The organism is Reyranella sp. (assembly GCF_965229815.1).
Lineage (GTDB): Bacteria > Pseudomonadota > Alphaproteobacteria > Reyranellales > Reyranellaceae > Reyranella.
The window spans coordinates 1,633,656-1,646,158 of record NZ_CBDDJN010000006.1 but is presented as its reverse complement, the minus strand read 5'-3'; the positions used below and the strand labels follow the sequence as shown (position 1 = coordinate 1,646,158).

Here is a 12,503-nt window from a genome sequence, read left to right as displayed (position 1 = left end):
CCTCCGGCCGGCCGCCCAGCAAGCCGACCGGACGGCGGGCGACGGTGCGCGTGAAGACCGCGCGCGGCCGCACCACCTCGTCGCAGCGCTGGCTGCAGCGCCAGCTCAACGATCCCTACGTCGCCGAGGCGAAGAAGCGCGGCTACCGCTCGCGCGCCGCCTTCAAGCTGCTGCAGCTCGACGACCAGTTCCGCTTCCTGAAGCCGGGCGGCCGCATCGTCGACCTCGGCGCGGCGCCCGGCGGCTGGACCCAGGTCGCCGTCGAGCGCGTGCGGCCGCACCAGACCGGCGGCACGGTGGTCGGCATCGACCTCACGCCGGTCGAGCCGGTGCCGCACGCCACGGTGCTGGCCAAGGATTTCTACGACGACGACGCGCCGGGGCTGCTCGAGGAGCTGCTGGGCGGCCCGGCCGACGTCGTGCTGAGCGACATGGCCGCCGCCGCCACGGGCGAGACCCAGGTCGACCACCTGCGCATCATGGGGCTGGCCGAAGCCGCCCACGACTTCGCGCGCCAGGTGCTGAAGCCCGGCGGCGCCTTCGTCGCCAAGGTGCTGCGTGGCGGCACGGAGCGCACGCTGCTCGAGCGGCTGAAGCGCGACTTCGCCAAGGTGAAGCACGTGAAGCCCGAGGCCAGCCGCGCCGATTCGGCCGAGATGTACGTCGTCGCGACCGGCTTCCGGGGGTAGCCGGGAGCGTCCCTTCAGGGGAGCGCGGACCTCCAGGTCCGCTCAGGCTCATGATGCGGACCGGGAGATCCGCGCTCCGATAGCGTCACGGCCATGGCCTGGATTGTCAGTTTCCTGCCGTTGACCGGCGCCGCACGCATGACTGTGTTTCCTCCACACGTTGCGCTTGCGCCCGTCCGCACATCGTGTACAAAGCGCCGCCAACCCGGCGGCCGCCTTCTTTCGGAGGGACGGGCCGCCGTTTTTGTTTCTCCGGCCCGGAGGTTGGCATGAAGTTTCAGGACGCGTTCACCTTCGATGACGTTCTCCTGAAACCGGCTGCGTCGGCGGTCCTGCCCGGCCAGACCGACACCCGCACGAAGCTCACGCGCACCATCGAGCTCGGCATCCCGCTGATGTCGGCCGCCATGGACACCGTCACCGAGGCGCCGATGGCGATCGCCATGGCCCAGGCCGGCGGCATCGGCGTCATCCACAAGAACCTCGACGCCGAGGCCCAGGCCAACGAGGTGCGCAAGGTCAAGAAGTTCGAATCCGGCATGGTGGTGAACCCGGTCACCATCCATCCCGACCAGACGCTGGCCGACGCGCTCGCCCTCATGACCCGGCACGGCATCTCGGGTATCCCGGTGGTCGAGGCGAGCGGCAAGCTGGTCGGCATCCTCACCAACCGCGACGTCCGCTTCGCCACCGACACCGCCCAGCCGGTGCGGGCGCTGATGACCAAGGACCGGCTGGTGACGGTGCGCGAGGGCGCCAGCCAGGACGAGGCCAAGCGGCTGCTCCACCAGTACCGGATCGAGAAGCTGCTGGTGGTCGACGGCAACTATCGCTGCATCGGCCTGATCACCGTCAAGGACATCGAGAAGGCCAACAAGTTCCCCGGCGCGGCCAAGGACGAGAAGGGCCGGCTGCGCGCCGCCGCCGCCACCGGCGTCGGCGAGGACGGGCTGCGCCGCGCCCAGCAGCTGATCGACGCAGAGGTCGACGTGATCGTCGTCGACACCGCGCACGGGCACTCTCGCGGCGTCCTGGACGCCGTCACGCGCGTGAAGAAGCTCAGCAACTACACCCAGGTGATGGCCGGCAACGTCGCCACGCGCGAGGGCGCCCAGGCGCTGATCGATGCCGGTGCGGACGCCGTCAAGATCGGCATCGGCCCGGGCTCGATCTGCACCACCCGCATGGTGGCGGGCGTCGGCGTGCCGCAGCTCACCGCCATCCTCGAGGCGGCCGAGGCCTGCCGCGCCGCCGGCGTGCCGGCGATCGGCGACGGCGGCATCAAGTATTCCGGCGACCTCGCCAAGGCGATCGCCGCCGGCGCCGACTGCGCGATGATCGGCTCGCTGCTGGCCGGCACCGACGAGGCGCCGGGCGAGGTCATCCTCTACCAGGGCCGCTCCTACAAGTCGTACCGCGGCATGGGCTCGATCGGCGCCATGGCCCGCGGCTCGGCCGACCGCTACTTCCAGCAGGAGGTCCAGAGCGCGCTCAAGCTGGTGCCCGAGGGCATCGAGGGCCGCGTCCCCTACAAGGGCCCTGTCGGCAACATCATCCACCAGCTGGTCGGCGGCCTGCGCGCCGCCATGGGCTACACCGGCAACGCGACGGTGAAGGAGATGCAGCAGAACTGCCAGTTCCTGCGCATCACCGGTTCCGGCCTGCGCGAGAGCCACGTCCACGACGTCGAGATCATGATGGAAGCCCCCAACTACCGCGGCGGGATGTAACAAGCTCGCTCGTCGCCTCGTCTTGCTGGGGGCGCGCCACTCCGTGGCGCGTCATCCCGGCAACCACGAGCGCACGACGTGAGCCACAAGGGCTGGCATTCGCGCGGATACCTCCCGCACTTCGACTCCCAGGACGTCGTCCAGTTCGTGACGTTCCGGCTGGCCGACAGCCTGCCGCGGGAGGCGGTTCTGCGCCTACGGCAGGCCGCTCGACCTGAAAGCATGCGGCACGCTCTCCTCGATCGCGGATGGGGCGCCTGCTGGCTTCGGGACGACCGCGTGGCGACTCTCGCGGAGCAGGCGCTGCTGATCTTCGAAGGGGAGCGCTACCGGTTGCATGCCTGGACCATCATGCCGAACCATGTGCATGCGATGCCGAGCGTCTCGCCCGGTCATCCGCTGGGGCCGATCGTCGGCTCCTGGAAGCGCTTCACCGCCCGCGAGGGGAACCGGCTGCTGCGCCGGACGGGTGCCTTTTGGCAGACCGAGTACTGGGACCGCTTCATCCGCAACGAGGCCCACTTCGCGGCGACCGAAAGCTACATCGATCTCAATCCAGTCAAGGTGGGCCTGGTCACCGAGCCTCGCCTTTGGCCTTGGGGCAGCGCACGCTTCAAGACATGACGCCCGCTGGGGGCGCGCCACTCCGTGGCGCGTCTTCCTCGCGGACCCGGAAACCCATGACGCGCCACTGGAGTGGCGCGCCCCCAGCGAAGACTCACTGCTGGAGGGGCGTCTGTGACGCGTCATGAGATGCGGCCCACCGAAGGATGATGCGCCACTGGAGCTGCGCGCTCCGGGCGAAGGCTCACCCCCGTCGCCCCACCACGTGCCAGACCTTGGTGGGGCCGGCGCCCTTGACGTCGATGGTGCCGCCTTCCGTGCAGTCGAAGCGGTCGCGGACGAGGCGCCAGGTGCGGTCGGTGATCTGGATGGCGCCGCTCAGGCCGTGGCTTTCCATGCGGCTCGCCATGTTCACCGCCTCGCCCCACAGGTCGTAGATGAACTTGCGCTTGCCGATGACGCCCGCGACCACGGGGCCGGAATTGATGCCGATGCGGAAGGCGAGCTTGCGGCCGCCGAACTCCTGGCTGGCCACCGCGGCCTGCATGTCGAGGGCGAGCTGGACCAGTACCTCGGCATGGTCGGCGCGGCGGCGCGGCACGCCCGCGGCCACCATGTAGCAGTCGCCGATCGTCTTGATCTTCTCGAGGTCGTGGCGCTCGACCAGCGCGTCGAAGCACTGGAAGACCTCGTTCAGCAGCTCGACCAGGTGCAGCGGGCTCATGCCGGCGGCCATCGGCGTGAAGGCCTCGACGTCGGCGAACAGGATGCTGGCCTCGTCGTACTGCTCGGCGATGGTGCGCGGGCCCGCCTTCAGCGTCTCCGAGATCTCGCGCGGCAGGATGTTCAGCAGCAGCATCTCCGAGCGTTCCTGGAAGAAGTTGCGTCGGCCGACGAAGTAGTAGAGCAGGCCGAACACGACCAGCACCACGGTGCCGACGTTCAGCACGAAGAACCAGGCGACGAAGGCCGGCGGCAGGTCGCGCTGCGGCAGGTAGGGCTCGACCAGCGCGCTCGCCACCAGCAGCACGAGGTAGCCCACGATCCACATCAGGGTCTTGCGCAGCTCCTCGACCAGCAGGGCGACCAGCGGGCAGAGCGCCGCCCACAGCACGACCACGCTCGACGGCGCGAAGCCGCCCAGCGCCAGCATCACGCCGAAGGGCAGGATCAGGATCGTGAACAGCTGGGTGAAGCGGTAGAAAGCGAGATTGTGGGTGGCCGCGAACAGCGCGGTGTTGGCCAGGGTGAACAGCGTGTAGCCGCCCGGGATCGCCGCCGCCAGCGGCACGCCGGCCGCGAAGTAGAGCGCGCTCCAGGCCGCGGTGAAGGGCAGGGTGCCGACGCAGAGCGCGACCGCCAGCCGCTTCTGCAGCCCCGTCTCGTTGCCGTCGGCGGCGTCGGCGCCGAGCCGGCCCGCCCAGTCGAGCAGCGCCTCGCCGCGCCGCGCCAGCCAGCGGGCGAGGGGCGGACGCCCGCTCATGACGGGGCGCTCACCACGACCTCTTCATCGCGGCTTCTCCGCCAGCATTGCGTCGAGCTTCGCCGCGATCAGCCCGGCGACCAGCCGGTTGCCGGCCTCGCTCATGTGCCAGGTGACGTAGAGGCCGCGCGGCCGGCCGGTGGCGGCGAGAGCGTCGAACGTGTCGAGCGTCGCGAGCCCGTCCTTCGCCGCGCAGGCCAGCAGGCCGCCGGTCATGCGGCGCTGCTCGGCGGCGAAGGCGGGATCGTCCCACACGACCGGATCGTACTCCGCCACCACCAGGACCGGCACGCCGGCGCTCTTCTGCAGCGCCGCCAGCCGGCCGGCCAGCAGGCACGACAGGGCCTCGCCGCTGCCCGGCGCCTGGACGCGGACATGGTCGCCGAACCAGTCGTGCAGCAGGTCGAGCCGGCGCAGGACGAAGTCGAACAGGTAGGAATAGCCCAGCGTCGCCTGCCAGAAGGAGAGCGTCGTGCGCGGATCGGCGCGCGGCGGCACCGGCACGCCGCGCAGCGCGAGCCTGCCGTCCTCCAGCACGAAATACGGCTTGTCGGCGCTCCACAGGCGGCGCATCTCGGTCCGCCTGATGTCGTCGGCGATGAAGGCGGCGACGATCGCCGCCGGCCGGTCCTTCGCCGCGAGCGCTTCGGCGCGCAGCACGATCTGGTCGAAGCCGTAGCCGCTCACGCCGCCGTTCAGCACCCGCCGCCCGGTGATCTGCTGCAGCAGCGCCGGCCAGGTCTGGCCGTCCTCGACCTCGGCGCCGAAGGTGAAGGAATCGCCTACCGCCAGGATCGGCGGACCGCCTGCCGCATCGCCGGTCCGCCGCCGCCCGTCCGCCTCGATGGTCAGGCCGGGCTCGGCATGGCCCGGCCGCGGCACATAGCCCAGCCGGTCGTCGTGGACGTAGCGGCCGCGATCCTGCTCGGCCAGGACCCTGCGCGCTTCGAGCACGAAGTTCGGCCAGACGAAGAGATAGCCCCAGGTGCTGGCGCGCAGCCCGATCTCCAGCGCCATCAAGCCGACAAGGACGGCGCCTATGATCAGACCGGCCCGCTTCAGGCCTTCATGCCGCGACCGTGAGGGAGAGGGACGTTGCGCGGCGGGCGGTTTCATCGTAGCGGCAGGGACGAGAGAGAGGGATCGACGTGACGCCGGGCGCGCGGGTTGCCGCCACCATAGAACTTATCGACGAGATCGTCAGCCAGGCCGAGCGGCCGGCCGACCTCGTCACCAACGCCTACTTCCGCCAGCGTCGCTTCATCGGCGGCGGCGACCGCCGCGCCGTGTCCGACCGCGCCTGGGGCCTCCTGCGCCGCTGGGGCCAGCTGCGCTGGTGGCTGGAACGCGCGCGGGCGCCCGAACTGTCGGGCCGGCTGGTGGTCGCGGCCGAGCTGATGCTCACCGAGGGGCTGAGGCTCGCCGACATCGACGCGCTCTACGACGGCGGCCGCTATCGGCCCGCCCTGCTCGACGAGGAAGAGGCGCGCGCGCTGCGCCAGCTCGAGGGCCATTCGCTGCCCCATCCGGACCAGCCCGACTGGGTGCGGCTCAACGTCCAGGAATGGGTCGCGCCCCATCTCAGGGAGGCCTACGGCGAGGCCTGGGGCCGCGAGATCGCCGCCCTCGACACGCCGCCGCCGGTCGACCTGCGCGTCAACCGGCTGAAGGCGACGCCGGCCGAGGCGCGCCGCGCGCTGGCCGACGAGGGCGTCGACACCGAGGCGATGAAGCTCGCCCCCGACGGGCTGCGCCTGCGCCGCCGCCTGTCGGTGGTGGCCGGCGACGCCTTCAAGAACGGGCTGGTCGAGATCCAGGACGAGGGCTCGCAGCTCGTCGCCCTGCTGGTCGACGCCCGGCCGGGCATGCAGGTCGCCGACTATTGCGCCGGCGCCGGCGGCAAGACCCTGGCGATCGCCGCCGGCATGAACAACAGGGGCCGCGTCGTCGCCATGGACGTGCTGGAGAGCCGGCTGGAGCGCTCGGCGCTGCGGCTGCGCCGCGCCGGCGCCCACAATGTCGAGCGCCGGGCGCTCACGCCGGACAACCGCAAATGGCTGAAGCGCCAGGGCGGCGCCTTCGACCGCGTGCTGGTCGACGCGCCCTGCACCGGCACCGGCACCTGGCGGCGCAATCCCGACGGCCGCTGGACGCTCGCCCCGCAGGACCTCGAGGAGCTGGTGCCCAAGCAGGCCGCCATCCTCGACGCCGCGGCGCGGCTGGTGAAGCCGGGCGGCCGGCTGGTCTACGCCACCTGCTCGGTCCTGCCGGCCGAGAACGAGCGCCAGATCGCGTCCTTCCTGGAGCGCCATCCCGGCTTTGCCGCCGTGCCGGTGGCCGAGGTCTGGCGCGACGCGCGCGACGAGCCGCCGCCGCCGGCGCTTGAGGCCGGCCCGTACCTGCGCCTGTCGCCGCTGGCGCACGGCACCGACGGCTTCTTCGCCGCCGTGCTGCAGCGGGAGGCGCCGCCGCTGGAAGGCGAGCCGGAAGTCGTGGTCGATACCGACTTCGCCGCGCTGGCCGGCGAGGGGACCGACTGGGAGCCGGAAGGCGGGACGGAGAGCGAGGCGCCCGCATTCGAAGCGCCCGCATCCGAAGCGTCCGCATCCGACGAGCCCGCATCCGATGAGCCCCCATCCGACGAGCCCGCCGCTGATGCCCCGGAGCCCGTGGACCCGCCGGAGCGTGCGCCGTGACGGTGATCCGCCGCGCCCGTGCCGGCGACGCCTCGGCGATCGGCCGCGTCCATGTCGAGACCTGGCAGGCGACCTACGCCGGGCTGTTGCCCGATTCGATGCTGACGGAGATGTCGGACGTTCGCCAGTCGGCCTGGTGGCAGCGCCTGCTCGCCGATCCGCGCGAGGCGCGCGGCATCTTCGTCGCCGACGATCCCGAGATGGGCGTGGTCGGCTTCGGCTCCTGCGGTCCCGTGCGCGATCCGCCCGAGCGGCTCGACGGCACCGAGGTGCGGGTGGGCGAGGTCTACACGCTCTACGTCGAGCCCGACTTCCAGAACCAGGGCCTCGGCCGCCGCCTGCTCGACGCGCTGTTCCGCCAGCTCCGCGCCGACGGCTGCGACACCGCCGTGCTCTGGATGCTGGCCGACAATCCCACGCGCTTCTTCTACGAGGGCATGGGCGGCCAGCGAGTCGGCGACCGCACCGACACGCTCGCCGGCCGCGACGTCGAGGAGGTCGCCTACGCCTGGCGCGACCTCGACGCTCCCCTCGTGCGCCGAAAACTCGCGACCGACTGAGCAAGAGGGCGTCAACCCCTCACCCAGCCTCTCCCCCAAGGGGGAGAGGAGCATGAGTCGGCCATCTCCATTTTTCATGTTCCTCTCCCGCGATAGGGGGAGAGGTTAGGTGAGGGGCTCACTCACGCGCTGGGTCCGCAACGGAAGAGTGCGACAGCCCTGTAGCATTCCGGCAACTGTTTTCCCGCTGATGCGGCGCGGCCCTTGATTGGCCCCTTTGCGCGGCGAACATCCCCGATGTGGGCGGAGGGGCGAAGGCAGGGACTTCTTCAACCGGACCCCCTCTGTCCCGCAGCCACAGGAGGCATCGCATGGACAGCATCGTCACCAACGGAACGCTTTCCGCCACCACGCTCATGGGCTTCGCCGGCCGAGTCGGCACCTACGACCGCGACAACCGGTTCTTCACCGAGGACTTCGAGGATCTGCGCCGCTCCGGCTATCTCACCATCAACGTTCCGAAGGAGATGGGCGGGCAGGGCTTCACCCTGGCCGAGGTCGGACGCGAGCAGCGGCGGCTCGCCTACCACGCGCCGGCCACCGCGCTCGGCATCAACATGCACCTCTACTGGATCGGCGTCGCCGCCGACCTCTGGCGGGCCGGCGACAGGTCGCTGGAATGGATCCTGCGCGAGGCCATGAAGGGCGAGATCTTCGCCGCCGGCCATGCCGAGCGCGGCAACGACCTGCCGGTGCTGCTCTCGACGGCGAAGGCCGAGAAGGTCGACGGCGGCTTCCGCTTCACCGGCCACAAGATGTTCGGCAGCCTGGCGCCGGTATGGACGCGCTACGGGCTGCACGGGCTGTGGGCCGACGCGCCCAACGGGCCGCAGATCGTGCACGGCTTCCTGCCGCGCGACAGCATGGGGTACACGATCGTCGAGACCTGGGACACGATGGGCATGCGCGCCACGCGCAGCGACGACGTCAAGCTCGACGGCGCCTTCGTGCCCGACAAGTACATCGCCCGCACCTTGCCCGCCGGCACCGCCGATCCCTTCGTCCTGGCGGTCTTCGCGTGGGCGCTGCTGGGCTTCGGCAACATCTACTGCGGCGTCGCCCAGCGCGCGCTGGACCTCGCCACCGCGGCGGTGAAGGGCAAGACCGCGCTCGCGGTCAGCCGCGGCATGGCCTACCATCCCGAGGTCCAGCACGCGGTCGCCGACATGGTGCTGGCCTTCGATCCGGTGGCCGCCCATCTCGACCAGGTCGCCCGCGACTGGGTCGAGGGCGTCGACCATGGCGCCGCCTGGCCGTCGAAGATCGTGTCGGCCAAGCACCACGCGGTCGAGGCTTGCTGGAAGGTCGTCGACGGCGCCATGGAGGTCTCGGGCGGCGCCGGCATGTTCCGCGCCAACGAGCTCGAGCGGCTCTTCCGCGACGCCCGCTGCGGCCGCTTCCACCCGGCAAACTCGATGCTGGTCCACGAGATCGTCGCCAAGACCGCGCTCGGCATCGACCTCGGCGAGCAGCCCCGCTGGGGCTGACGCTCCCGGTCGCCCCCTCACCCAACCTCTCCCCCTCGCGGGGGAGAGGAGGAAGAGGGGAAGAATGTTCCTCTCCCCTTCATGTTCCTCTCCCCCTCAGGGGGGAGAGGTTAGGTGAGGGGGCCACCCCCAAAGATTCCCCGATTGAACCCCGCCGGGTGCTTCCCGTATATCCCCCCATGGCCGACCGTTTGCTGATCGTCGATTTCGGTTCCCAGGTTACCCAGCTGATTGCCCGGCGCCTGCGCGAAGCCGGGGTCTACTGCGAGATCCACCCCTTCCAGACCGTCGACCAGAAGAAGCTCGCCGAGTTCGATCCCCGGGCCATCGTGCTCTCCGGCGGCCCCGCCTCGGTGATCGAGGGCCAGGCGCCGGCGGCCGATCCGGCCATCTTCCAGGCGAAGGTCCCGGTGCTCGGCATCTGCTACGGCGAGCAGACCATGGCCCAGCAGCTCGGCGGCCAGGTCGAGGCCGGCCACCATCGCGAGTTCGGCCGCGCCGAGCTCGAGGTCCGCAAGCCCTCCGCCCTGTTCGACGGCGTCTGGCAGCCGGGCGACCGCAAGCAGGTCTGGATGAGCCACGGCGACCGCGTCACCAAGCTGCCGCCCGGCTTCGAGATCATCGCCACCTCGGAGAACGCCCCCTTCGCCGCCATCGCCGACGAGAAGCGCCATTTCTACGGCGTGCAGTTCCACCCCGAGGTGATGCACACGCCCGACGGCGCCAAGCTGCTGCGCAACTTCGCGCTGGGCATCGCGGGCTTCAAGGGCGACTGGACGATGCACGCCTTCAAGGACCGCGCCATCGCCGAGGTCCGCGCCAAGGTCGGCCAGGGCAAGGTGATCTGCGGCCTCTCCGGCGGCGTCGATTCATCGGTCGTGGCCGTGCTGCTGCACGAGGCGATCGGCGACCAGCTCCAGTGCGTGTTCGTCGACCACGGGCTGCTGCGCCTGAACGAGGCCGACGAGGTCGTGACCCTGTTCCGCGACCATTACAACATCCCGCTGATCCACGCCGACGCGTCGGACCTGTTCCTCAAGGCGCTCGACGGCGTCACCGACCCCGAGCAGAAGCGCAAGACGATCGGCGCGCTGTTCATCGACGTCTTCCAGGAGCACGCCTCGAAGGTCGGCGGCGCCGAGTTCCTGGCCCAGGGCACGCTCTATCCCGACGTGATCGAATCGGTCTCCTTCACCGGCGGCCCCTCGGTCACGATCAAGAGCCATCACAATGTCGGCGGCCTGCCCGAGCGCATGCACCTGAAGCTGGTCGAGCCCCTGCGCGAGCTGTTCAAGGACGAGGTGCGCGCGCTCGGCCGCGAACTCGGCCTGCCGCCGAGCCTGGTGAACCGCCATCCGTTCCCGGGCCCGGGCCTCGCGATCCGCATCCCCGGCACGATCACCAAGGACAAGCTCGACCTGCTGCGCCAGGTCGATGCGGTCTATCTCGACGAGATCCGCAAGGCCGGCCTGTACGACGAGATCTGGCAGGCCTTCGCCGTGCTGCTGCCGGTGCGCACGGTGGGTGTGATGGGCGACGGCCGCACCTACGACCAGGCGTGTGCGCTCAGGGCCGTCACCTCGACCGACGGCATGACCGCCGACTACTACCCGTTCGACCACGCCTTCCTCGGCCGCGTCGCCAACCGCATCATCAATGAAGTGCGCGGGATCAACCGGGTGACCTACGACATTACGTCCAAGCCACCGGGCACGATCGAGTGGGAATAGTAGAACAACCTTGCTGGGTCGCTTGTGGAACCCGCGTAACGTGTGGATAGAACCGCGCACATTTGCGTGCCTCCACTCGGTCCAGCGGCCATACTTGGTGCGCAGCAGATGCCTCTGCATCGCTCTTCGAGGCTCCGCAGCAGGCATGCCAAACAGGGTTTATTGAAGCGATGCCTTTCTACAAGGATGAGGTCTTGGACGTATTGGCTGAGAGCGGCAACGTTGCTCAGTTCGCAAGCTTTCGTCCGACTGAAAGTAATGTGCTCCTTCAAACCTACTGCAGAGTCGCTGGTCATCCTCCGAACTATAAATTCTCCGATCCTGCGGCAGCGGTCGCTGCTCTATTGAGCTCAAGCCCTGATGGAACGGTTAACGTTCGAAGCTTTGCCCCAAACAGCCCACGTAGCCAGGAATTTGTCTACGGCATCGGTTCTGTAGACGAGGTGCTCATGAATATGGCGAGGCTTGCGAAGGCGGGCCTTTGCCTAATTGTGAATGAAACAATTGATGTCGCCGATGGAGGTGTGTCTGGCGTGGTGCAGGGCAATGTAGTCGAATTTGCGCCGGACGACACTCCTCGATGCGTTGAGAAGCCTGGGGTAGCGTCACTGCCCTATGCCCTTGGCATTGACATGCTGAGCAACGTCTATGGATTTGCGCCAGAATTGTCATCCATGCCGGGTGGACGTTTGGAGTTCAGCGTTCATCCAAAACCAAGGGGTTGGCGGCAAACGCATACGCTCTTGTGGGAAAAGGAAGCAGGTGTTTCCGGTGAGCCGAAGCCTGCATTCACCTGGCCTAATCGGTTTAGTCGGCACATCGGAGACAAAGCCTTTGGCCTGCTCGTTGCCACGTATCTAGGTGTACCTGTTCCTCGCACCTTGGTCATATCTCGACGCGTAAGGCCGTTTCAATTTGGGTCGGATACCGGCTCTCTTGAAGTGTGGACGCGTACGTGCCCGGCGGAGCCTCTTCCTGGGCTATATACTACGGTCAAGGGTTGGGCCGATCCGTTCGCGCTGTTGGCAGCGGAAGATCCGAAAGGAACTTCGATTAGGTCTGTCCTCTGTCAGTCCGCGGTTCCAGCCGCATTTTCTGGAGCAGCCATCGTCACGGCATCGAGCGAACTCCTCATCGAAGGGCGTCACGGTGAGGGAGATCGATTCATGCTCGGGCTTGACGGCCCTGAGATACTTCCAACGTCGGTAACGCGAGATGTGAGTGCCATCTATTCTCGGCTGACCCAATACCTGGGCGAGGTTCGCTTCGAATGGGTCCACGATGGTGAGCGAGCTTGGATAGTGCAGCTTCATTGCGGAGGTACAGCTACCAGCAAGGACATATTGGTGCCCGGAGACCCATCCAGCTGGATTAATTTTGATGTCGCGCTAGGCTTGGAAGCGCTCCGGTATACTCTCGAGTCTTTGCCCGATGGAGCTGGGATCGTTCTTGTCGGAGATATTGGCTTTACAAGCCACATGGCAGATCTAACTAGGAAAGCAGCGAAACCTGCCCGGCTTGCAAGAAGCGAAGAGGTCACAGCATGACCGTCGCTGCGCCCTAT

The 12,503-nt window shown here is 68.7% G+C and carries 10 protein-coding genes; 8 read left to right on the top strand and 2 right to left on the bottom strand.

All coding sequences use genetic code 11. From position 1 onward, the window contains the following. Positions 1-44: 44 nt before the first annotated feature. From ACO073_RS19230 to ACO073_RS19220, 3 genes are all read left to right on the top strand, one after another. Complete coding sequence (locus ACO073_RS19230) at positions 45-689, top strand: RlmE family RNA methyltransferase (RefSeq protein ID WP_422002180.1); 645 nt, start codon at positions 45-47, stop codon at positions 687-689. Between the two features lie 269 nt (positions 690-958). Beyond that, positions 959-2,419, top strand: a complete 1,461-nt coding sequence (gene guaB / locus ACO073_RS19225; protein WP_421999400.1) for an IMP dehydrogenase — start codon at positions 959-961, stop codon at positions 2,417-2,419. A gap of 78 nt (positions 2,420-2,497) precedes the next feature. Then, positions 2,498-3,043: an REP-associated tyrosine transposase gene (locus ACO073_RS19220; protein ID WP_421999398.1), complete on the top strand. Its 546-nt coding sequence runs from the start codon at positions 2,498-2,500 to the stop codon at positions 3,041-3,043. Between the two features lie 184 nt (positions 3,044-3,227). On the opposite strand, the gene ACO073_RS19215 is transcribed toward ACO073_RS19220, so the two are convergent. Next, a complete protein-coding gene (locus ACO073_RS19215) occupies positions 3,228-4,466 on the bottom strand; it encodes an adenylate/guanylate cyclase domain-containing protein (RefSeq protein WP_421999396.1) in 1,239 nt (412 codons plus the stop codon). Positions 4,467-4,490: 24 nt separating this feature from the next. Beyond that, a complete protein-coding gene (locus ACO073_RS19210; protein ID WP_421999394.1) occupies positions 4,491-5,483 on the bottom strand; it encodes an SGNH/GDSL hydrolase family protein in 993 nt (330 codons plus the stop codon). Positions 5,484-5,614: 131 nt separating this feature from the next. Between ACO073_RS19210 and ACO073_RS19205 the strand changes: the two genes are divergently transcribed. From ACO073_RS19205 to ACO073_RS19185, 5 genes are all read left to right on the top strand, one after another. Beyond that, positions 5,615-7,162: a methyltransferase domain-containing protein gene (locus ACO073_RS19205; protein ID WP_421999392.1), complete on the top strand. Its 1,548-nt coding sequence runs from the start codon at positions 5,615-5,617 to the stop codon at positions 7,160-7,162. Beyond that, on the top strand, positions 7,159-7,722 hold the full coding sequence (locus ACO073_RS19200) for a GNAT family N-acetyltransferase (protein ID WP_421999391.1): 564 nt from the start codon (positions 7,159-7,161) through the stop codon (positions 7,720-7,722). Before ACO073_RS19205 ends, ACO073_RS19200 begins: the two co-directional genes overlap by 4 nt. A gap of 311 nt (positions 7,723-8,033) precedes the next feature. Continuing rightward, positions 8,034-9,209, top strand: coding sequence for an acyl-CoA dehydrogenase family protein (locus ACO073_RS19195; protein ID WP_421999389.1), 1,176 nt, complete (start codon positions 8,034-8,036; stop codon positions 9,207-9,209). A gap of 179 nt (positions 9,210-9,388) precedes the next feature. Further along, complete coding sequence (gene guaA, locus ACO073_RS19190; protein ID WP_421999387.1) at positions 9,389-10,939, top strand: glutamine-hydrolyzing GMP synthase; 1,551 nt, start codon at positions 9,389-9,391, stop codon at positions 10,937-10,939. Between the two features lie 170 nt (positions 10,940-11,109). After that, positions 11,110-12,486, top strand: a complete 1,377-nt coding sequence (locus ACO073_RS19185; protein WP_421999386.1) for a hypothetical protein — start codon at positions 11,110-11,112, stop codon at positions 12,484-12,486. Positions 12,487-12,503 lie beyond the last annotated feature (17 nt).